The sequence below is a fragment of the Varibaculum timonense genome (genome assembly GCF_027694345.1).
Lineage (GTDB): Bacteria > Actinomycetota > Actinomycetes > Actinomycetales > Actinomycetaceae > Varibaculum > Varibaculum timonense_A.
The window spans coordinates 199444-221945 of sequence record NZ_JAQEVU010000004.1; the positions used below are offsets into that span (position 1 = coordinate 199444).

Here is a 22502-nt window from a genome sequence, read left to right on the forward strand (position 1 = left end):
GACAAGACAGTAGTCCTGCATTCCGATGTAGAGGACGGGCCGGTAGCAGTTGAGGTTAGCGCCCCGCGTGGCTTTGCTGCTGGCTCTAATATGGGTATCCGTCACGGTCTGTTCGGGGTGCATGATGATGGTGACACTACCGGTTTTGGAGACATCGAATTACAGCGGCAAATGCCCGCTGAAAGTCCCCGCCCCTATGGATCATGGTTCGATGAGGTCGTAGAGATTTTAGAAGAGCTTATCGAACAGTCTGAGCTGGAAATAGCGCAGGTAATCGAGCGGGTGGTAGTCGATAATGATGAACTGACTATCTTTATCTCCCGCGAGCACCTGCCGCAGGTTGCCAGTTGGCTGCGCGATGATCAAGACCTACGTTTCGAGCTATGCCTGGGGGTGAACGGGGTGCACTATCCGCACGATAAAGGGCGAGAACTGCACGCCGTCTATATGCTTTATTCGGCAACCCACAACCGCCAACTACGTTTGGAAGTTACCTGTCCGGAATCTGACCCTCGGATTCCCTCGGTGGTAGCCACCTATCCCGGAAATGACTGGTGGGAACGGGAAACCTGGGATTTGATGGGGATTATCTTTACCGGTCATCCCGGTCTTAGTAGAACTGCTCTACCCGATGACTGGGTAGGTCATCCTCAGCGGAAGGATTATCCGCTAGGCGGTATTCCGGTGCAATTTAAGGGCGCTACAGTTCCGCCCGCCGATTCGCGGAGGTCATACAGTTAAATGAAATACGTATCTGATAGCGAAAACAGCCCGCTGCTAAGAGCAGCCGGATCCGCCCTCGATAATCTAATTACCAAGGACACCCCGCAATACGATTTGCAAGGTGGCGACTGGGAAGAGATGGCTTCCGAAGTCGAAAAGCTCGCCAACGAGCGCATCGTCATGAACCTGGGGCCCGTTCACCCCTCTACCCATGGGGTGCTGCGCCTAATTGTAGAGCTAGACGGGGAATATGTTCGTGACGTGCGGGTAGGTACCGGTTATTTGCATACCGGTATCGAAAAGAACATGGAATACCGTACCTGGACACAGGGCGTGACCTACTGTACCCGCATGGATTATGTGGCTCCGTTCTTCCAAGAAGCCGCCTACTGCCTGGCAGTCGAAAAAGTTTTGAAGAAAACCGCTGAGGTTCCAGAGCGGGCAAATCTAATTCGTATCCTGATGATGGAGCTTAACCGGATAGCTTCCCATATTGTTGCTATCGCTTCTGGTGGTAACGAGCTCGGCGCCACCACCATGATGACTATCGGGTTCCGAGGACGCGAAGAAATCCTGCGGATTTTTGAACAAGTAACCGGTCTGCGTATGAATCACGCCTATATTCGTCCCGGTGGGGTGGCACAAGATTTGCCGCCGGGGTGCACTGAATATATTCGCGACCTATTACCAAAGACTCGGCGCGATATTAACGAACTACAGGATTTGACCTTACAAAACCCCATCTTCAAGGCGCGTTTTTGCGATGTTGCGGTTTTGCCTTTATCTGCACATATGGCAATGTCTATGACCGGTCCTTCCGTTAGGGCAGCCGGGTATCCCCTGGATATGCGGAAGATGCAACCCTACTGTGGATATGAAAACTTTGATTTCGATGTTCCGGTAGCCGACCAATCCGATGCCTACAACCGAACCGTGGTGCGCTTTGACGAATGTTACGAATCCTTGAAGATTATCTACCAGGTACTAGATCGCCTTGATGAAACCGAGGGCGACCCGGTAATGATTTCCGATCCACAAATTAAGTGGCCGGCTCAGCTAAGCGTAGGTATTGACGGTCAAGGTAACTCTCCTGAACATATCAAAGAGATTATGGGCAGCTCCATGGAGTCATTAATTCAGCACTTTAAGCTGGTAACCGAAGGGTTTAGAGCGCCAGTCGGTCAGGCAACCCAATTAGTAGAACACGCGAAAGGCGTGATGGGGGTACACGTGGTCTCTGACGGAGGCACTCGGCCTTATCGGGCACATTTCCGTGACCCCAGCTTCGCTAACCTGCAATCCTTATCCCTAATGGCTCAAGGTGGCACGATTTCTGATTTGATTGTGGCGCTAGCCAGTGTGGATCCCGTACTGGGAGGTGTAGATCGCTAATGAGTTATTACAACCCTGAAATTGAGCAAAAATTCCGCGCCGAAGCTGCGGAAATCATTGCCCGCTACCCCAAGGGGCATGAGCGTAGCGCGATGATTCCGCTGCTACACCTGGTGCAAAGCATAGACGGGTATGTAACTGCCAACGGTATCGGATTAATTGCCGATATTTTGAACTGCCAGCGGGCAGAAGTTAGCGCGGTTGCGACTTTCTACACCCAATTCAAACGCCATCCCAACGGTGAATACACCGTAGGGGTTTGCACTAACGCTCTGTGTGCCGTCCTCGGGGGAGACACCATTATGCAGACCCTAGAACAAGAGCTAGAGGTCGGAAATGATGAAACCACCCCGGACGGTAAAATTACTTTAGAAGCTCTAGAATGTAATGCTGCCTGCGACTACGCTCCGGTAGTTATGGTTAATTGGGAGTTCTTCGATAATCAGACTCCCCAATCCGCCGTGCAATTGGTACGCGACATCAAAGCGGGTAAACCGGTTCGTCCTACGCGCGGATCCGAGGTGGCTCCTACCTTTAAAGAAGCCAGTCGCATTTTGGCTGGATTCCCCAATCCCCAGACCGCAAATCAGGGCGTGGCAGCCGGGCACGCCAGTTTGTGGGGACTGAAAGTTGCGGAAGAAAACGGAATGGAAGCTCCCGATCCGGGACAGTTTGAAAAATCAGATACAACCCAGATTCATGAAACCGAGTCAGGTAAGGCAGTAAATGCCGCTGGAACAGATGCGGTGGGCAAGAAACACTCCTCTGCTGAGCACAAGGAGACGGGCAAGTGAGCGAAAAGTTAAAGTCTGAAATCCGTCGGGTTCCGCTGACCCCCATCGTTACTAAACAGTACCGCGAGCCTGAAAGCTGGACGCTAGCGGCTTATAGGAAAACTGGTGGCTACCGTGGGTTGGAAAAAGCTAAACACCTGGAACCGGCGGAAATTGTGGAAGCAGTTAAATCAGCCGGAGTTAGAGGGCGTGGCGGTGCCGGTTTCGGTACTGGTCTAAAGTGGTCGTTCTTACCTCCCGATGATGGGGGTCCGCGTTACCTGACCGTGAACTGCGACGAATCTGAGCCAGGCACTTGTAAAGATATCCCCATGATTCTGGCTAACCCCCATGCAGTAATCGAGGGGGTCGCAATCACCTGTTTTGCCATTGGCTGTAAGCACGCTTTTATTTATATCCGCGGCGAAGTGGTTCACGCCTATAACCGCCTGTTAGTGGCAATTAAAGAGGCTGAAGATGCGGGGCTGTTGGGAGATTTGAAACTTATCGCCCATGCCGGAGCCGGTGCTTATATTTGCGGCGAAGAAACCGCACTGCTGGATTCCCTAGAGGGCAAGCGGGGTCACCCGCGGCTAAAACCGCCATTTCCTGCGGTTAAGGGGCTCTATGCTCGTCCTACCGTTATCAACAACGCGGAAACCATGGCTCAGGTGGCTACCGTTTTTCAAAATTCGGTTGATTGGTATGCCTCAATGGGTAAAGATAAATCCCTAGGTTACGGTATGTTTAACCTGTCTGGACATATTAAACACCCCGGTCTATATGAGGCTCCTTTCGGCATAACCATTCGCGAGCTGCTGGAATACTCTGGCGGGATTCGTGAGGGTCACACCTTGAAGTTCTATACCCCCGGTGGCTCCTCAACTCCGCTTTTTACCGAAGCTGACCTAGATGTTCCTTTAACCTACGAGGACGTAGCTGCCGCCGGATCTATGTTGGCAACCCGCGCCCTGCAGATCTTTGATGACACTACTTCCGTAGTCAGGGTAATTAGCCGTTGGACAGACTTCTATCAGCATGAATCTTGCGGTAAGTGCACCCCCTGCCGCGAGGGTACCTATTGGATGAAGCAGATAATGCACCGCCTCGAGGCTGGTAAAGGACAAGAGGGGGACGTGGATTTACTCTACGATATCGCCGGTAATATCGCGGGACGTAGCTTCTGCGCCCTGGGAGATGCCGCGGCCACCCCGGTTCGGAGCGGCATCGAGAAATTCCGTGAAGAATTCGAAGCTGGCTATACCACTCCCTGGTGGGAGGCATTTCCGCCCGCCGCCTCGGAGGTTTTTAACGAAGGAGGCCTCCTGTGAGTGAACAAGTCAAAATTAATATTGACGGTCAGGATATCGAGGTCGCCAAGGGGACGCTCCTAATTCGAGCAGCCGAAAAACTGGGAATCCATATTCCCCGTTTTTGTGACCACCCACTGCTAGATCCTGCCGGAGCTTGCCGGCAATGCCTAGTAGAGGTAGCAATGCCGGGGCGTGACGGGGTGGTTCGTCCTATGCCCAAGCCCCAACCGGCGTGCACCATGACCGCGATGGCAGGCATGGAAATCAAAACTGCTGCCACTTCGGAGGTAGCGGAGAAAGCCCAGCATGGGATCACCGAGTTCCTGTTGATTAACCATCCCCTAGATTGTCCGATTTGCGATAAAGGCGGGGAATGTCCGCTACAGAATCAAGCGATGTCGCACGGTACTTTGCGCAGCCGGTTTATAGATGAAAAGCGGCTGTGGCCCAAACCGGTGGAACTAACCGGTCAGATTCTAATCGACCGGGAACGCTGCGTGCTCTGTCAGCGTTGTGTACGCTTCGCTAACCAGATTGCTGGTGACTCTTTTATCGCTTTGCAAGGACGTGGCGGCGGTTCTTCTCCGTGTGACGACCACGATTTCATGGGTGAAAATGTTGGCGCCTTTGACCAGGAAACCCTGGGAATCTCCGATTCTGACGGTTCAAAACCGCAGCTGCGCCTCGACCCGGAAACACAGGCGTTGTCGGATTCGCATGGAAAACCGGCTCCGCTTTCCTCTCTAGCTGCTCGGGGGGCAGGGGCAGATGAGCAAGATCAGTCAGGTAGACTTTTCAGTTCCTATTTCTCAGGCAACATTATTCAGATTTGCCCGGTAGGGGCATTAACCTCGAAACGTTACCGTTTCCGGGCACGTCCTTTTGATTTGATTTCTACGCCAGGAGTAACCGAACAGGACGCTTCCGGTTCTGCGCTGCGTACCGACATTCGTCGTGGGGTGATTACCCGCAGGATGGCGCAAAAGGATTTGCAGGTAAACGAGGAATGGATTACCGATAAAGATCGTTTCGGATACGAGTGGCAGTTCCAACCGTCTCGGATTAAAACTCCACTGGTACGTGAAGATGGCAAGTTAGTTCCAACTTCCTGGTTTGATGCTTTTGAACGTGCAGCCCAGGGATTATCCGCAGCTGGCAAGGGCAAAGTTGGTTTCTTACCGGGAGGACGGCTAACTTTCGAGGACGCCTACGCCTGGTCAAAGTTTGCCCGGGTAGTGTGCGGGACTAACGATATAGATCAGCGTACCCGCACAGCTGGCAGAGAAGAAGAATCTTTCTTGGGTGCCTATTTTGCGGGCGCTGGAATGCCGGTTACCTATGATGACCTGGAAAAAGCTGGTCAAGTGCTCCTGGTTGGTTTTGAGCCCGAGGACGAATGCGGTGCGGTATTTCTCCGGCTGCGTAAAGGGGTCAGAAAAGGCAGCGTAAAAGTGGCTACTGTAGCACCTTTTGCTTCGCCCTCTTCGGTAAAAACCGCAGCTACAGTGCTATTTGCAGCTCCTGGAACCGAACCGGAAGTAGTTGCTAATGTAAAAGCCGATGCCGAGGGTGATTTCGGTACGGTATTTGCGGGTCTTAAGGACGAGGGCGCAGTAATCGTTGTCGGTGAACGTGCCGGCATAGTGCCTGGTCTGCTCAGTGCGGTTAATGATTTAGCTGCTCGGAGCGGAGCACGTCTGGCGTGGATTCCGCGCCGCAGCGGAGAGCGTGGCGGGGTGGAAGCTGGTCTATTACCTGGTTTACTTCCCTTTGGGCGGAACGGACATGACAGTGCAGCTCGCAATGATTTGGCTGCGGTCTGGGGCGAGCAGCTACCAGCTGAGCCGGGACGCGACACCCAACAAATCCTGCAGGCCGCTGCTAGTGGAGAACTGTCCGCGCTGGTGTTGGGGGGATTGGATTTACGTGACCTGCCAGACCAGGATTTAGCGGACAAAGCTCTAAAGCAATGCCCCTTTGTGGTTTCTTTGGAAATCAATTTAACTCCCGCAGCTGAAGCAGCAGATGTAGTGTTTCCGGTAGCTCCGGTTTCGGAAAAACCTGGCACTTTCATTAACTGGGAAGGACGGCTGCGGCCTTTCGGGCAAGCCCTGGTTTCTCAAGATATGCCCGATTGGCAAGTGCTAAACAAACTGGCACAGGTAATGGGAATCGAGCTGGGGATAGACTCTCTGAAGTCAATTTACGCCGAAGCTAACGAATTGCTTGATTGGAATGGTTCTCGGGTGTCATTCGAGCCAATTACGCCCGCTGACTTACTTGCTCCTCAAGCTAATGAAGTTGTTATTACCTGCCATAAGCCCCTAATTGACGAGGGTCTTTTGCAGAGCGGGGCAGCAGATATGCAAGCAGCTGGGCGCGCTTCGTTTGCGCGTATCAGTCCGGAAACAGCGAAAGAGTTTGGTATCAGTGCCGGTGGGGCGGTAAATCTGAAAACAGCCCAGGGGAGTATCCAGCTTCCGGTGGTGCTAACCGATATGCCACAGCGCGTGGTGTGGGTGCCAGAATGTTCTGCTCACTGTCACGTACATGAGTCTTTGGGCGTTAGCAGTGGCGCCCTCGTCGAATTGGAGCCCGTTGCGGAGGTACAGCAGTGAATACAGCAATTCTGCTAAGCGCAAATAGTACTGGCGCCGCTGATTTCAGTAATGACACTTGGTGGATAACGCTTATCAAGGCGGTATTTATCGTGTTCTGGTTGATTATCAGCGTAATTATGGCGCTATGGGTGGAAAGGCGTGGTCTAGGTCGTATTCAGACCAGACCAGGACCTAATGTTCACGGTCCGCTCGGTCTTTTCCAGGCATTGGCCGATGCCATTAAGCTTTTGACCAAAGAAGATATCTTCAAACGACAGGTTGATAAAGTTCTTTATCTAATGGCTCCAATCGTTACCGCTGCCTGTGCGTTCTGTGTCTACGCGGTGATTCCCTTCGGTCCGAGTCTGCATATCGGTAACTTCTCAACACCTTTGCAGCTAACCGACTCTGATGTAGCTGTGCTTTATATGTTAGCTGTCGCGGGTCTGGGAATTTACGGGATTATTCTTGCAGGTTGGGCCTCTAACGGACATTTGCCTTTATATGGTGCAACCCGGTCTGCTGCACAGGTAATCAGCTACGAGCTAGCGATGGGAATGTCTTTAGTATCCGTGTTCGTGGTATCCGGTTCGATGAAAACTTCGGAGATTGTGGCTGCTCAGTCGCCTATGTGGTGGTGTATTGCCCTGTTCCCCGCTTTCGTAATCTACATAATCTCGATGATGGGAGAGGTAAACCGTCTACCTTTCGACCTGCCCGAATGTGAAGGCGAAATCGTAGCGGGGCATATGACCGAGTATTCCTCAATGAAGTTCGCCTGGTTCTACCTGGCGGAATACATCAATATGTTTAACGTATCGGGGATTTGCGTGACGCTGTTCCTGGGTGGTTGGCGTTTCCCCGGTGGGGAAGCAATCTTGGGGGGCGCACTCAACAGCGGACTATGGCCTTTCCTATGGTTTGGAATCAAAGTATGGGCAGTCATGTGGTTCATGATTTGGGTGCGTGGTACCTTGCTGCGGGTTCGCTATGACCAGTTGATGATGCTGGGATGGAAGATTTTGCTGCCAGTATCAATTGCCTGGATGGTAGTGGTGGTAGTTATGCGAGTAGTCAGCCTCTACGGTATCGGCACTATTTCGCAAAGAATGATTGCCATCGCAGCAATCTTTATATTCGCCCTCGTTCTTATCTGGATAACAGGGATTAAGGCAGATAACAAAGCCCGAGAACAACAAGAGCTTAAAGAGTATGCCGCCAGTGCGCCCTTTGATGCTTTCGCTGGGGGCTATCCGGTGCCGCCAATGCCGGGGCAAACGTTACCTCCCAGTCCCCGTGCTTTAACAAATGTGGGCGCAGATGAAGATTACCTGGTTGCTAAAGGGGGAGAATCTGATGAGTAAACGTAATCCCACCAGGGACGATATGATTTTTGAGCCCGATCCTAAAGGTCCGGTTGGTGAATTCTTTGCACCGGTTGCCGGATTTGGGGTTACCTTCCGTTCGTTTTTCCGTCCCACGGTCACCGAGCAGTATCCCTACGAAGCTCCGCATATCCAACCCCGTTTCCATGGGCGTCACCAGCTGAATCGTTATCCCGATGGATTAGAAAAATGTATTGGCTGTGAACTGTGCGCCTGGGCCTGTCCTGCGGATGCCATCTATGTAGAGGCCGCTGCCAATACTCCCGAGGCGCAATATTCGCCCGGGGAACGCTATGGCAAGGTCTATCAAATTAACTATTTGCGCTGCATTTTCTGTGGGTTATGCATGGAGGCTTGTCCCACCAGGGCACTAACCATGAGTAATGAATTCGAGATGGCTGATTACCATCGCGAAAACATGATTTACGAAAAAGGCCAGATTCTCGCTCCCCTTGAGGAGGGAATGCTCGCAGCTCCTCATCCCATGGTGGAAGGAACCACCGATGGCGACTATTACCGAGGGAAGGTGACCGGCGTGACCCAGGCGCAACGTGACTGGGTTCGCGAGCACCGTCCAGAAGATCCGACTCTTACACAGTCGAGGGTTAAGGAGGTTCAGCAATGACATTGCTAGCCCAAGCCGCAGCTACAGATTTTAGTACGGGACAAACCGTATTCTTTTGGGTTGCAGCGGTAATCATGGTGGCGCTGGCGCTCGGCGTGCTGTTTTGCCGAACCGCAGTTCACTCTGCGGTATGTATGGTGGGGGTAATGCTCTGCCTGGCAATGATGTACGCCTCGCAGGGAGCCTACTTTATTGGGGTGGTGCAGGTAGTGGTCTATACCGGTGCGGTCATGACCCTAATCCTGTTCATCATTATGATGGTGGGGGTTGCCGCCTCTGATAACTACCTGCGTACTCGCCGTTTCTTGCGCTGGAGCGCAATTGGAGCTGGTGGTCTCGGGGCGCTAATCGTAGCGGTAATGCTCCTTAAGGCATACTTGCCAAAATACGGCGAAGTACCGCAGATGGCTACTGCCTCCGTCCAGGGCGCTACCGATTCCAACCCGGTTAAAATCGCGATGAGCCTGTTCACCGAGCATATTTACACTATGGAAATAATCGGCTGTCTGCTGATAATTGCGGTGGTAGCGGCAGTTTCGCTTACCCACGGGGATAGGCTTCACAAGATGCTTAAGCAACCGGAAACGGCGCAAGCACGAATGGATGACTACGATAAACTCGGCATTCATCCCGGTCAAGAGCCTGCGCCCGGTGTTTACCAGACCAGTAACGCTACTGATGTTCCCGCTATTTCCGGCGAGGACGAGCGTGCCATTATCAGCTCGGTATCCCCGGCTCTGAGGGCGCGTAATACCAACCGTTCCCTAGGGGAAGCAGCGCCGCACGTAGTTGAGAAGATTCGAGCCGACCTCGGTGGGAATCCGGGCGAAGGAGTGCACTCCATTGCCGCCTCGCAAGCAGTCACGAAATCCGGAGCCTGGGGCATGTCCGGACAGGAAGCCCCGAGCGGATTGAATGCTCCCCAGACGCGGGTGTTCACGGTCAGAATTGAGGGTAACAATCCTGGTAATCCTGCGGTTGAACCCGACTCAGATACCACCCAAGGGGAGGTCAGCAAATAATGTCTTTGACTTCATATCTCGTATTGGCAGCTATTTTGTTCTTTATTGGTGCGGTAATCGTCCTGGTACGCCATTCGGCGGTAATCGCGCTGATGGGGGTAGAGCTGATGCTGAATTCCTGCAATCTGATGCTGGTTACTTTCTCAAATATGCATCAAAACATCGAAGGGCAAGTGATGGCCTTCTTCGTCATGGTGGTAGCGGCAGCAGAAGTGGTTGTTGGCTTGGCTATTATCGTCTCTATTTTTAGGACGCGCCGTTCGACCTCGGTCGATGAAGTGCGTTTGATGGGACGCTAGGGGGTAAAAGGAATAATGAATTCGTTATTGCTAGCCACAACCGAAGAAATAGGCAAGGTAACAGCTACCGGGTTTGCGTCCTACGCCTGGCTGATGGTCGCGATTCCGTTGGTAGTTTCGGGGCTATTGCTGGTATGTGGACGTGCAACCGATAAATGGGGTCACTGGTTGGCAGTTGCCGCTTCTTGGTCTTCGTTCTTGATTGGTTTTGTTATCTTCTGTCAGATGATTGGCAGTGCCCCAGCTGAGCGCTCAATTCTGGCTCCTGTTTTTACCTGGTTCAAGGCAGGCAGTGGCAAAGACCAGATTGAGCTTGCCTGGAATCTTTTACTTGACCCACTTTCGATGACTTTCGTATTGCTGGTGACGTTTGTAGGTTCTCTAATCCATGTCTATTCCGTTGCTTATATGGAACACGACCCAAATCGGCGTCGTTTCTTCGCCTACCTGAACTTCTTCGTGGCATCGATGCTGACGCTGGTGCTTTCAGATTCTTATGTGGCTTTGTTCTTTGGTTGGGAAGGCGTCGGTCTCGCCTCTTACCTGCTAATTGGTTTCTGGAATCACGAAATAGCCAATGCGGTAGCCGCCAAGAAGGCTTTTGTAATGAACCGTATCGGTGACCTGGGATTGCTGCTCGCCATGATGTCTATGTACGCCAACTTCTCCTCTCTGAGGTTCGTGGACGTTCTGGGAGCTGGTCCCTCGGATAATCTGACCGCTGGCTGGGCTACCGCAATCGGTTTATTCTTGCTGCTGGCCGCGTGTGGTAAATCTGCACAGTTCCCGCTGCAAGCCTGGCTGGGAGACGCTATGGCCGGTCCCACTCCGGTTTCGGCTTTGATTCACGCTGCCACTATGGTTACCGCGGGTGTCTATCTGATTGTGCGTTCGGGTGACATTTTTATGGCTTCACCTACTGCGCAGTTATGTGTGGCAATCGTGGGGGCAATTACCTTACTGTTCGGAGCAATCGTGGGCTGCGCCAAAGACGATATGAAGAAGGTACTAGCCGCCTCCACCATGTCTCAGATTGGTTACATGATGCTCGGTGCAGGACTTGGTCCTATTGGCTGGACCTTGGCAATCTTCCACCTGTTTGTACACGGTTTCTTTAAAGCTCAATTGTTCCTAGGAGCCGGTTCGGTAATGCACGCCATGAACGAACAGGTTGATATGCGCCGCTTCGGAGCCCTGCGAGGGGTAATGAAGATTTCCTGGATTTGTTTCGGGATTGCCTGGTTAGCCATCCTGGGGATACCTCCATTCTCTGGTTTCTTCTCCAAAGAACCCATTATTGCCGCTGCTTTTAACGAAATAGCATTCGGGACTACTGGAGCCTGGATTTTCGGGCTAGTAGCGATGATTGGCGCCGGAATCACCTCGTTCTATATGTCACGGCTTTTCTTTATGATTTTCCATGGAGAAAAACGGTGGACGAGCGAACTTGACGGTGGCAGTGAGGTTCACCCGCATGAGCCATCTTGGCTAATGAACGGGCCGATTTTGGTATTGTCGGTATTCTCGCTGGGTATTGGGATGGTGCTGGGATTCACCGATAAATTCAACGATTGGTTAGAACCGGTTACTGGTACTCAGGCGGCGATGATGGCATCCCATCACCCGATTATCTCGCACAATCTGATTTCAATAGTCACTTTGCTGCTGGTACTTTGTGGTCTGGCATTAGCATTCATAATGTATGTTCGCCGTGAAGTTCCGAAAGTAGCACCAGCTTCTAACGTTTTGGTAGAAGCTGCTCGCGTTGATCTATACCAAGACACTATTAACGAGTCAGTGGCGATGTTACCCGCCCAACTCGTGACCACCGGTGTAGGCGCGGCTGACCGCGGCGTGATTGATGGACTAGTGCGCGCGATTGCCTGGTGTGCACAAGCATTTGGGCGCGCGGTAAGCCACGTACAAAACGGGTATATCCGCGCTTACGCAAGCTACATTCTGGGCGGCGTACTATTAGCCCTGATTCTAGTGGTCGCAAGTCAATTGGTTTAGGGGCAGGAGGAAAACATAAATGGGAATCACAATCCTGAACTCAACTTTCCCGGTACTAACGCTTTTGGTAGCGTTACCGGCGCTAGCGGCATTAACGCTGTGGCTGATTAAACCTACCCGGGTTGCATCTCGCCAGATTGGATTGTCAGTAGCTGCCTTGGTTTTGTTAGGTACTATCTACCTGGCTGTGAATTTTGACTACGGTAAAGCCTCCGTCTACCAGTTTGCGGAAACCCACAGTTGGATTCGCGCCCTCGGGGTCTCATGGGCTCTGGGGGTAAACGGTCTTGGACTAGCGATGCTGGTATTGTCAGCGTTGCTCACTTTGATTGTGTTGATTGCTTCGGCACGCGATTTAGAGGACGGAAAAGGTCGCTATGATGATGCCGGCTACGTGGGTTTAACTTTAGCCACTTTGGCATTTATGATGCTGATTTTCGCAGCACGTGACGTGTTCGTGTTCTACCTGGCGTTCGAAGCCATGCTTGTGCCCATGTACTTCCTGATTGGACGCTACGGTAATGGCGCAAAACGAAAAGCAGCCGCTATGAAGTTCCTGCTTTATTCCTTGGCCGGCGGACTTGTCATGCTTATCGGAATCGTGGGAGTCTATGTTTACTCTCCGCTGGCTGCTGCCTCTAATGAGCAGCACGCTAATTTGTTCCTGCTGGAAAAACTAGCAGGACAGTTACAAGCTAGTCCCGGCGTGGAAATGGCGTTAATGATTACTTTCTTTATCGCCTTTGCGGTAAAGGCGCCGATGGTGCCGGTACACACTTGGCTCGCCGACACCGCCCAGAACGCCCGTCCGGGAACCTCCGCCTTGTTGGTAGGAATCTTGGACAAGATAGGTACCTTCGGCATGATTACCTTGTGCCTAACTATCTTCCCAAATGCGTCTCGACGGGCTGCCTTAGTTTTCGTTATCTTGGCGGTAATTTCCGTAATCTGGGGTTCGCTGGCTGCTTTGGCGCAAAAAGATTTGATGCGTCTGATTTCTTTCACCTCAGTGGCGCACTTTGGACTAATGGTTATGGCTATTTATGTAGGTAATACGGTGGCGCTGGCAGGAGCCATGGTGTATATGGTTGCACATGGTCTATCAATCGCCGGTATGTTCCTGATTGGTGGATTCCTCACCGAACGTGGGCATAGCCAAGAAATCGCAGCCTATGGCGGTATGCAGCGAGTTACCCCGTTGATTGCCGGTACTTTCCTAATCTCGGGTTTGGCGGCAATCGCACTGCCTGGTTTGTCCGGTTTCGTTCCGGAACTAATGGTACTAATCGGTACTTTCAAGGTTTATCATTGGGCATCGGTTCTTTGCTTGGTGGGTGTAGTTGCAGGTGCTGTTTACGTCCTTTTGCCCTATCAAAAGATTTTCACAGGTAAAGCCCCTGCGCATCGCAAATCGATAAGTGACATGAATCAGCGGGAACGCTGGGGAGTTGCGGCACCACTAATAGTGCTGATGTTAATCATCGGTCTGCATCCGCAGCCACTGGTTAATCCCATGTCGCAAATAGCCAATCAGGTGGTTATTACCCAGGATGCGTCCTCGCAAGTAGAAGGGAGCGGACAGTGACTTTAACCAATGCTGCCGTGATTGAAAGTATTAGCGATCTCGGTTTTAACTGGGCATTAATGGCTCCGGTACTGGTCGTGCTCTCCGGGGCAGTTATCGGGATTCTTTTAGAGGCATTCGTACCGGCTAAACAGCGTTGGGGGGTGCAATGCGGCTGGTCAATCGCGGTAGTTGCGGTTGCGCTCTTGGCGTTTGCCCCTTCATTCGGAGCTTTCAATCTGCAAAGTGGTGTGCGTCTGGTGCGCGGGGAACTGATTGTAGATGGGTTCTCAATGTTCTCGCAGCTGTTGATGCTGATAGTGGGGCTGTTGGCGCTACTACCAATGATTGATCGCACCGGCAGCCGGGTTTCTGCTTTCGCGGGGCAACCGTCCGATATTCCGGGATCTTTCCAGGAAGAACAAACTGAAAGGCGCGGTTATCAACGCAGCGAAGTCTTGCCCCTGAGCCTGTTTTCTCTTGGTGGCATGATGCTATTTCCCATGGCAAACTCGATATTGACTCTGTTCGTAGCCTTAGAAATTATTTCGTTGCCGCTATACGCCATGACTGCTATGGCGCGTTACCGCCGCCTGCTCAGTCAAGAGGCTGCCCTGAAGTATTTTGTTCTAGGAGCTTTTGCCTCTGGATTCATGCTGATGGGAATGTCTTTGCTCTATGGATACTCCGGTTCTTTACTACTTGACCAGTTGGCGCTAGCGATTCCCTATCAGATTGCTTCACCTGCCCTGCTGCTGACCGGCGCGGCTTTGATGATGGTAGGTTTGCTCTTCAAAATCGGGGCGGCTCCCTTCCATGCTTGGACGCCAGATGTTTATCAAGGCGCACCCACCCCGGTTACCGGTTTCATGGCTGCCGGGGTCAAAGCGGCAGCCTTCCTAGCGATGCTACGGTTCTTTTCGACCGTGGTGGTTCAGGTTGAGGGCAGCTTTAAGCCGTTCCTATGGACAGTCGCTATTTTGACCATGATGGTAGGGACATTCTTCGGTTTGGTGCAAGACAATATCAAGCGGATGTTGGCTTACTCCTCGATTGCCCATGCTGGTTTCATTTTGATTGCTTTCACCAAGGGGGCGTTAAATGCGAATGGCGCTGTCTTGTTCTATCTGCTTTCCTACGGGATTGCCACTATCGGAGCATTTGCGATTATTTACCTGGTTCGGGTAACTAATGAGGACGGCGTAGCTACCGCAGAGCAGCATTCGATGAAGGGATGGTCTGGTTTCGGTAAGACTCACCCGGTTTTGGCTGGCTGCATGATGCTGTTCTTACTGTCTTTTGCCGGTATTCCCTTGACTGCCGGTTTCATGGGGAAGTTCCTAGCTTTCAGCGCCGGTATACAAGGAGGCGCAGCCCCGCTGGTTATCTGCGCTGTGATTGCTTCGGCTATTACTGCTTTCTACTATTTCCGTCTAGGTAAAATCATGTTCCTAGATTCGGTGGCAGAGAATACTACCGTTGCTCCACACGCAGAAATCACCTACGTGGCGATTGGGATTTGTGCTTTCTTGACTGTGCTCTTGGGGCTTTTGCCAGGCTCGGTTCTAGATATTTTGCATAACACCGCTATTGTTATCCCGTGAGTAACTTTTCTCAGCAGCGTATCGACCAACTTGAAGATCAAATATCTGATGGTCTTAACCAAGTGGAGATTCGCCTAGATTCGGTACTGTCAGATAATCGCGGAGTCCTGGACGACATCGTAGGACACCTGGCTCGGGCTGGTGGCAAGCGGATGCGTCCTGCGCTGGTACTATTGTGCTCTTGCCTTGGTAAGCAGTCTTTTAGCGAGGAAGTACTGCGTGCTTGCGTGGTGGTTGAGCTTACCCACCTGGCAACTTTGTACCATGATGACGTGATGGACTCTGCTCCTACCAGACGCGGAGTGAACGCTGTGCAGCGCATCTGGGGTAATAACCGCGCAGTCCTGGCGGGGGATTTGGTTTTTGCTCGCGCCTCCCAGGTAGTTGCTAGTCTAGGGCCGGAAGCAGTGTTGCAGCACGCGGTAACTTTCGATCGGTTGTGTCGCGGTCAGCTGAATGAAACTTTTGGTCCTGACGATGACCAAAATCCGGTAGATTTCTATATTCAGGTTTTAGCTGACAAGACAGGTTCTTTAGTTGCCCAGTCTGCTCGTTTTGGGGCGGAGCTTGCTGGGGCATCCAACGAGGTGGTCGAAGCGGTCGTCCAGTTCGGGGAAAAGATTGGGGTTGCGTTCCAGCTGGCCGATGATGTTATCGACCTATCTTCTGACAGCGCAGATTCCGGGAAAACTCCGGGAACGGATTTGCGCGAGGGCGTAGATACTATGCCGATTTTGTTGCTGAGGCAGGATGCGGCGCGCGGGGTTCTCGATGAGGACGGGCAAAAGATTTTAGGGGAGCTCAGCCGAGGCGCTTTGGTTAGCGAGGACGCGGCGTTGGAACGAGTAGTGCAAATGTTGCGGGCACATTCGGTGTTGGAGCGCACGCGGCAATTGGCTTTTTCCTGGTGTGAGGACGCGAAAGCAGCGATTGCTTCTTTGGAGGATAAAGAAGTTAAGGCGGCGCTGGAAGAATTTGCTGATACTTTGGTGGATCGCATTTCCTAGCTGTATGGCTGTTGAAGTGGGTGACCTCTTAACCTGCGTTTGCCACCTGATTTTCTAGCTACTGGAAAATCTACTTGAAAGCTACTGGAAAGTTTCTTTTTCTAGTAGCTCACGATAATCTTCCTGGCTACCTGCGCAAATAGGCTACTGGAAAATCTACTAGAAAACTACTGGAAAATTTTCCAGTAAAATCTATTTGACAGGTTTATACTCTAGGTATGCCACCGAACAATATAGACGCTATTCTTGCTTCCAATATCAAGGAACGCACTAGACAGCTGTGTTTGCGGGACGAAGATCAGTGGTTTGAACGTAAAGCGATAGAAGTTTCCCCAAAAATGTTGGCTCGCACTCTCATTGCATTTGCCAATGCTGAGGGCGGTACGGCAATAGTGGGAGTTAAAGACCGGAATATTCAGGATTTAAATCGGTTCACAAAAAAGATTAACGAGCTGCGCCTGACTCCCAGTGCTCAGTTCTGCAGTCCGCCGATTGATTGTGAAGTAAAGGAAATAGCAACTACTAGCCAGGATGGTGCTTCTAGATTTGTTTTAGCTTTTTTAGTAACTCCTAGTGACCAGGTGCATCGCGGCACTGACGATAGTTGCTACCTCCGCCGTGGCGACCGTTCGTTGCGTCTGAGCTTGGATGAAATTCGCCGTCTACAGTATGACCGGGGAGCTAGGCAATTTGAAGCGGAAACTGTCCGCGACCTCACCTTCGCTGATTTACCTCAGAAAAATATCGTCCCTTTCCTAGAAGCTACTGGTGCTAGCCGCGGAAAAAAGCACCTGCTTCGTTCGCGTTCGCTTTGCGACAAAGACGGACGCATCAATAATGCAGCATATTTACTGTTCGCTGATTCTCCGCTTGCACTCCTACCGGGAGCCTATGTCCGGGTGTGTCGTTTTCAAGGAAATGAACGCTTGACTGGAGAAAGCCAAAATATAATTTTTGACAGGCGGACTGAACTGCCTATACCTCAGGCGATTGACCAGGCGGTGCAGTGGATTGAGGAGGTAATACCCCGACGTCGCGCCTTGGGGCAAGACGGTAAATTTGCTGACATACCGGTGATTCCTCAAGGAGCCTGGTTAGAAGGCTTAGTTAATGCGGTAATACATCGTGCCTATGACCTGATGGGGGATGGAATCAGGGTTGAGATATTTGATAATCGGATTGAAATTAGCAACCCGGGTAGCTTTCGAGATAGAAGGCTTGTCGCTAAAGCGCCCCTAGAAATAGCCAGATACGCAATAAATCCTAGGATTGCCCGCACCTGTTGTGACCTGGGGTATGCCCAGGAGCTGGGGGAGGGGATTAAGCGTATATTTTCACAGATGAATGAGTACGGATTATCTAATCCGGAATACCGGCAAGAACCTATGCACGTAGTCTTAACTTTGCGTTATCAGCCGCGACTTCCTGGGGAAAGGACGGGACTGTCACGCAGTGCAACAGCAGTATTATCGGCTTTGCAAGCCCTTGGAGGCTCCGGAGGAACCGGTGATATCGCGCAGTTTGCGTTGCTTACCAGACCAACAACGCGAGCAGCTTTAAAAGATTTGAAAGACCTGGGGTTAGTCTCTTGGCAAGGTAAAAGTGTGCGCGACCCGCGGGCAACTTGGCGTTTGAAATAGCCGAGGAAGCGCGGATTACCTAAATCTAACAGTGCTAACTTCCCTTGCCTAGAGCATCGTTCTAGCTACTGGAAAATCTACTTGAAAGTTACTTGAAAGCTACTGGAAAGATTCTTTTTCTAGTAGTTCACGAGAATTATCCTGGCTACCTGCGTAAATAGGCTACTGGAAAATCTACTTGAAAACTACTGGAAAATTTTCCAGTAAAACTAAAAATCAAGTTGCGGTGAAACTTTGGACCGGGATTAGGGGGTAAACCGCCCTGGAAACCTAAAAACAAGAGAGCACTAGAGGCGGTCAATAAATTCGGTGGCAACGTCCTCGGGTACGCCCTCTTCGCGCATCACGTCCCGAATCGCGTCCCAGCGCTGGAGACGTCCAGAGTCCCGCATCTGACGTAATTTATCGCGGTCAGCTTGCGAGGAAGCGAGCAGGTTATCAACACTGCCAATCTCTCGTTCAAAATGGACTTTCCGCGCCCTCTCGCGGGAGCTTAAATTGCGAACGCTGCGAGTCGCCAGGAAAATCAAAGCCCCGCCACACAGAATAAAACCAATGGATAGTAAAACGCTCATACCTAAATCTTTTCATACCCGCCTGAAATCGGGCTGAAAGAGCGCTAAAAACGCTCTAAGCGTACTAAAGATTAAGGGTGTGCCCAGCCGTTGGGGATACAACCTAGGTTATCTCCGCCATCTGAACTTTGCTGTTGCATTACGGGAGCCAAACCTCCGGGTTTCGGGCAAAACAGGTGACCGTTACCCAGCCAGTGACCGGTCTCGTGGGATACTTCGTAAATGCGGTAGTCAGTCAAGGTTTTACCCTTGTTAAACCACATTTTTGCTCCTCCAATCCAACGGTGAGCATTAAGCACCACATTACTGCCGTTTCGGCAATTTGAAACCCCGTTGGTGGTAAGAGGGGCGCACAGTCTATCCGTGAGAGAGGGACTAGCAATAACAATCCGAAAATCTGCCTGACCATCGGTGCGGGTAAAAGAAACACTCCCATCTTTTCCGCCCCACCCGCGCGGATCATTCAAAATCGCGTGAATGCTTTTCGCAGCCGTTTCACCAGTAATGGGCAGCCCATTTTCGACCTCTACCCGATAAAAGTAGACTTTGCCAGTGCCACGGCCAGGCCATGTGCCAGGCACTACCGAAGTTTTACCCGAACCTGACTGGGGGACATCTTTTGAGGTTTCCCCACCAGCCAGCTCGCCACTAACTTTCAAAGGAACCTGGGTTTCTTTCTTTTGCTGCTCATTGCTAGGTAAGGGAACCGCGGTCCAATTTAAAGTAGGGGCAGTCGGCTGCGCTTGTGCGGTTTTCGGGGCTCGTGGCATTGCCGAGAGAATCAAAATAAAGGTAATAGCCAGCGCAATCGCTAATGAGGAGGCGCGAATCAATAGATTCCAATCCGAGCGACGCCGCGCGCGGTGAGCGCGAGAAATCGGACGCTGCCTCCTAGGGGGATACACTGACATAACCCCCAGTTTAAAGGATTAGAAGCCTCGGATTTATTGCCCCGCTGGCAGAAGCACGATTACCAGGGTTATCTACCAGACAAATACCTAAGAAAAAGGAAAACTCCCCGCGCGTCCTCGTAAATAAAACCACAATTTGGGGTTGTCGTTCTAGCATGGAGGACCGAAGGACTAGACGGGGCTTTTTAGCTGCTAAGATAAAAATGAAAGAATCGCTTAAAGAGCGCAAATGGAATACAAATGGAGGCCATTAACCTATGGCAAAATATGTCTATATGTTCGCCGAGGGCAACAAAGGTATGAAAGACCTGCTGGGCGGTAAAGGTGCCAACCTGGCAGAGATGACCAATCTGGGTTTGCCCGTTCCCCCCGGTTTTACGATTACTACCGATGCTTGCCGGGCATACCTCAAGCATAACGAGGTGCCTGAAAGCCTAGTTCCGGAAGTAACTCAGGCTTTGCGCGGGGTAGAAGATCAAATAGGACGCACCCTCGGAGACAAAGATGAGCCGCTGCTGGTTTCAGTGCGTTCAGGTGCGAAGTTCTCGATGCCCGGAATGATGGAGACCGTCCTCAATGTGGGACTTAATGACGAGTCGGTGCAAGGGCTGGCGAAGATGTCAGGCTCCGATCGCTTCGCTTGGGACTCTTACCGCCGCCTGGTGCAAATGTTTGGCAAGACAGTGCTAGATATTGACGGCGATTTATTTGCCGATGCGCTCGATTCCATGAAAGAAAAAGTTGGCGCGCGGGCCGATGTGGATTTGACTGCCGAAAACCTGCAAGATTTGACAGCACAGTTCAAACAAATCGTTAAAGAACAGACCGGGAATGATTTCCCGCAAGATCCTCGTACCCAAATGGATATGGCGATTGAAGCCGTATTTAGGTCTTGGAATACCGAGCGGGCAGCGATTTATCGTCGCCGCGAACGGATTCCGAATTCGCTGGGAACCGCGGTGAATATCTGCACCATGGTCTTTGGGAATATGGGTGATGATTCTGGAACCGGCGTGGCCTTTACCAGGGATCCTTCAACTGGCAAATCGGGTGTTTACGGTGATTTCTTGATGAACGCTCAGGGCGAGGACGTGGTTGCCGGTATCCGTAATACCGAGCCTCTTTCCCACCTCAAGACGGTAAACGAGCCGGTTTACAATGAGCTAATCAAGATTATGCGCAAACTGGAAACCCACTACCAGGATATGTGCGATATCGAGTACACCATCGAGAAAGGCAAGCTGTGGATGTTGCAGACCCGCGTGGGTAAGCGGACAGCAGCAGCTGCTTTCCGGATTGCGGTACAACTTAACGAGGAACGTCTAATCACCAAGGATCAGATGCTAGAGCGCGTCACCGGTGAACAGCTTACCCAGTTGATGTTCCCCCAGTTCGATAATGACGCCGTGCGGGTCAGGCTAACTCGCGGTATGCCGGCTTCTCCGGGGGCTGCTGTTGGTGGAGTTGCTTTTAATAACGAGCAAGCACAGGCTGCAAAGGATGCTGGTAAATCCTGTATTTTGGTGCGGCGGGAAACAAATCCTGATGATTTAGCCGGTATGGTCGCTGCCGAGGGTGTACTTACGGCGCGTGGCGGTAAGACTTCCCACGCCGCGGTAGTGGCTCGTGGTATGGGCAAGACCTGTGTTTGTGGCGCGGAAGCTCTAGAGATTGATGCCGAAGCCGGGACTTTGACCGTTGATGGCAAGACTTTCCACGAGGGCGACGTGATTGCTATTGACGGCGCGACTGGTGAAGTATTCGAGGGCGCGGTTCCGGTTCAGGACTCCCCAGTAACTACTTATCTAGAGAGCGGTCTAACTGCGGGTCTTGAGGCTTGCGACAACGATGCTGATTTGCAGGATTTGGTGCGTTGTGTAGACCGGATGATGGAATTGGCTGATAAACGTGCTCGCTTGCAAGTGCGCGCTAATGCCGATAATCCGCAGGACGCACAGCTCGCAGTAAAATTTGGAGCTAAAGGGATTGGGCTTTGCCGTACAGAGCATATGTTCTTAGGTGATCGCCGTCCTCTGGTTGAACACGCTATCCTTTCGGAGCCGGGTTCGGCTGACCGGGAAGAGGCTCTGGCTCAGTTGGGTCAGCGTCAGCAGCAAGATTTTGTGGAAATGCTGCAAGTTATGGATGGCAAGCCGATGACGGTTCGTTTGATTGATCCTCCGCTGCACGAGTTCTTGCCGGATTTGACTGGCTTAGAGGTTAAAGTTGCCCTGCAAAAAGCTGAAGGCAAGGTAAACCCGGATGACCAGCGGATGCTCACCGCGGTTAGGAAGATGCATGAAGCTAACCCGATGCTAGGTTTGCGCGGGGTGCGTTTGGGTATGTGGATGCCGGGTCTGTTTGAAATGCAGATTCATGCGCTAGTGTCTGCCGCTGCAGATTTGAAGAAGCAGGGTCTAGATCCGCGCCCCGAAATTATGGTGCCCCTGGTGGGCTCGATTACCGAGCTGGGAATTATTCGTGACCGCGCTCAAGCGATTATTGACGAGATTTCTTCGTCAGCTGGCGTGGAATTGGATATCCCGATTGGTTGTATGATTGAGCTTCCGCGCGCTGCGATTACCGCCGAGTCGATGGCTAAAGAGGCTGATTTCTTCAGCTTCGGCACAAATGATCTCACTCAGACTACCTGGGGTTTCTCTCGCGACGATTGTGAGGGCGTATTCTTCCCCAAGTACATTGAAGAGGGCGTGTTTGGGACTTCTCCTTTTGAAACGATTGATACTCATGGTGTAGGTCGCTTGGTCAAGGAAGGGGTCGCCCGCGGTCGCTCTACCAAGCCACAGCTGAAGATGGGTGTTTGTGGTGAGCACGGTGGCGATCCGGAATCGATTCATTTCTTCCACAAGACCGGTTTGGATTATGTATCTTGCTCGCCGTTCCGGGTGGCGGTTGCCCGCCTGGAGGCTGGCCGCGTGGTGGCTTTAGAGAATATCGAGGGTTCTGGAGAGGACGCTACCGCCTAGTTAGGACGCTATACGCACCTGTCCGGTTCCCTACAAGGGGAGGGAACCGGACAGGTTGATTGGTTGAGT

Annotated in this window: 17 protein-coding genes; 15 read left to right on the forward strand and 2 right to left on the reverse strand. The window is 51.8% G+C overall.

All coding sequences use genetic code 11. From position 1 onward, the window contains the following. Positions 1 to 90 precede the first annotated feature (90 nt). The 14 genes from PG728_RS04915 to PG728_RS04980 all read left to right on the forward strand — a co-directional run bounded on the left by PG728_RS04915 (position 91) and on the right by PG728_RS04980 (position 17960). Entirely contained in the window at positions 91 to 741 is a 651-nt protein-coding gene (locus PG728_RS04915; protein ID WP_270626152.1) for an NADH-quinone oxidoreductase subunit C, read from the forward strand. Continuing rightward, the gene (locus PG728_RS04920) at positions 742 to 2115 is read left to right on the forward strand and encodes an NADH-quinone oxidoreductase subunit D (RefSeq protein WP_270626123.1); all 1374 of its coding nucleotides are present in this window, start codon (positions 742 to 744) and stop codon (positions 2113 to 2115) included. After that, complete coding sequence (gene nuoE, locus PG728_RS04925) at positions 2115 to 2909, forward strand: NADH-quinone oxidoreductase subunit NuoE (protein ID WP_270626124.1); 795 nt, start codon at positions 2115 to 2117, stop codon at positions 2907 to 2909. The genes PG728_RS04920 and nuoE overlap by 1 nt, the downstream gene beginning before the upstream one ends. After that, entirely contained in the window at positions 2906 to 4219 is a 1314-nt protein-coding gene (nuoF, locus tag PG728_RS04930) for an NADH-quinone oxidoreductase subunit NuoF (protein WP_270626125.1), read from the forward strand. The genes nuoE and nuoF overlap by 4 nt, the downstream gene beginning before the upstream one ends. Beyond that, positions 4216 to 6819, forward strand: a complete 2604-nt coding sequence (locus tag PG728_RS04935; protein ID WP_270626126.1) for an NADH-quinone oxidoreductase subunit G — start codon at positions 4216 to 4218, stop codon at positions 6817 to 6819. The genes nuoF and PG728_RS04935 overlap by 4 nt, the downstream gene beginning before the upstream one ends. Continuing rightward, entirely contained in the window at positions 6816 to 8165 is a 1350-nt protein-coding gene (gene nuoH / locus PG728_RS04940; protein WP_072510570.1) for an NADH-quinone oxidoreductase subunit NuoH, read from the forward strand. Before PG728_RS04935 ends, nuoH begins: the two co-directional genes overlap by 4 nt. Next, positions 8158 to 8811, forward strand: coding sequence for an NADH-quinone oxidoreductase subunit NuoI (gene nuoI, locus PG728_RS04945; protein WP_270626127.1), 654 nt, complete (start codon positions 8158 to 8160; stop codon positions 8809 to 8811). Before nuoH ends, nuoI begins: the two co-directional genes overlap by 8 nt. Further along, on the forward strand, positions 8808 to 9833 hold the full coding sequence (locus PG728_RS04950; RefSeq protein ID WP_270626128.1) for an NADH-quinone oxidoreductase subunit J: 1026 nt from the start codon (positions 8808 to 8810) through the stop codon (positions 9831 to 9833). Before nuoI ends, PG728_RS04950 begins: the two co-directional genes overlap by 4 nt. Continuing rightward, entirely contained in the window at positions 9833 to 10132 is a 300-nt protein-coding gene (gene nuoK, locus PG728_RS04955) for an NADH-quinone oxidoreductase subunit NuoK (protein ID WP_072510573.1), read from the forward strand. The genes PG728_RS04950 and nuoK overlap by 1 nt, the downstream gene beginning before the upstream one ends. 15 nt (positions 10133 to 10147) lie before the next feature. Beyond that, on the forward strand, positions 10148 to 12145 hold the full coding sequence (gene nuoL / locus PG728_RS04960) for an NADH-quinone oxidoreductase subunit L (protein WP_270626129.1): 1998 nt from the start codon (positions 10148 to 10150) through the stop codon (positions 12143 to 12145). Positions 12146 to 12164: 19 nt separating this feature from the next. Further along, the gene (locus PG728_RS04965) at positions 12165 to 13730 is read left to right on the forward strand and encodes a complex I subunit 4 family protein (RefSeq protein WP_270626130.1); all 1566 of its coding nucleotides are present in this window, start codon (positions 12165 to 12167) and stop codon (positions 13728 to 13730) included. Then, positions 13727 to 15313, forward strand: a complete 1587-nt coding sequence (nuoN, locus tag PG728_RS04970; RefSeq protein ID WP_270626131.1) for an NADH-quinone oxidoreductase subunit NuoN — start codon at positions 13727 to 13729, stop codon at positions 15311 to 15313. The genes PG728_RS04965 and nuoN overlap by 4 nt, the downstream gene beginning before the upstream one ends. Next, positions 15310 to 16320: a polyprenyl synthetase family protein gene (locus PG728_RS04975; RefSeq protein ID WP_270626132.1), complete on the forward strand. Its 1011-nt coding sequence runs from the start codon at positions 15310 to 15312 to the stop codon at positions 16318 to 16320. The genes nuoN and PG728_RS04975 overlap by 4 nt, the downstream gene beginning before the upstream one ends. Before the next feature lie 218 nt (positions 16321 to 16538). Beyond that, positions 16539 to 17960 carry an ATP-binding protein gene (locus PG728_RS04980; protein ID WP_270626133.1) on the forward strand — a complete coding sequence of 474 codons (1422 nt, stop codon included), beginning with the start codon at positions 16539 to 16541 and terminating at the stop codon, positions 17958 to 17960. Between the two features lie 287 nt (positions 17961 to 18247). On the opposite strand, the gene PG728_RS04985 is transcribed toward PG728_RS04980, so the two are convergent. Together PG728_RS04985 and PG728_RS04990 are read right to left on the reverse strand one after the other, a co-directional pair. Then, on the reverse strand, positions 18248 to 18535 hold the full coding sequence (locus tag PG728_RS04985) for a hypothetical protein (protein WP_270626134.1): 288 nt from the start codon (positions 18533 to 18535) through the stop codon (positions 18248 to 18250). Between the two features lie 71 nt (positions 18536 to 18606). After that, positions 18607 to 19446 carry a DUF3152 domain-containing protein gene (locus tag PG728_RS04990; protein WP_270626135.1) on the reverse strand — a complete coding sequence of 280 codons (840 nt, stop codon included), beginning with the start codon at positions 19444 to 19446 and terminating at the stop codon, positions 18607 to 18609. A gap of 257 nt (positions 19447 to 19703) precedes the next feature. On the opposite strand from PG728_RS04990, the gene ppdK reads away from it, so the two are divergent. Further along, positions 19704 to 22433, forward strand: a complete 2730-nt coding sequence (ppdK, locus tag PG728_RS04995; RefSeq protein ID WP_270626136.1) for a pyruvate, phosphate dikinase — start codon at positions 19704 to 19706, stop codon at positions 22431 to 22433. Positions 22434 to 22502: the final 69 nt, after the last annotated feature.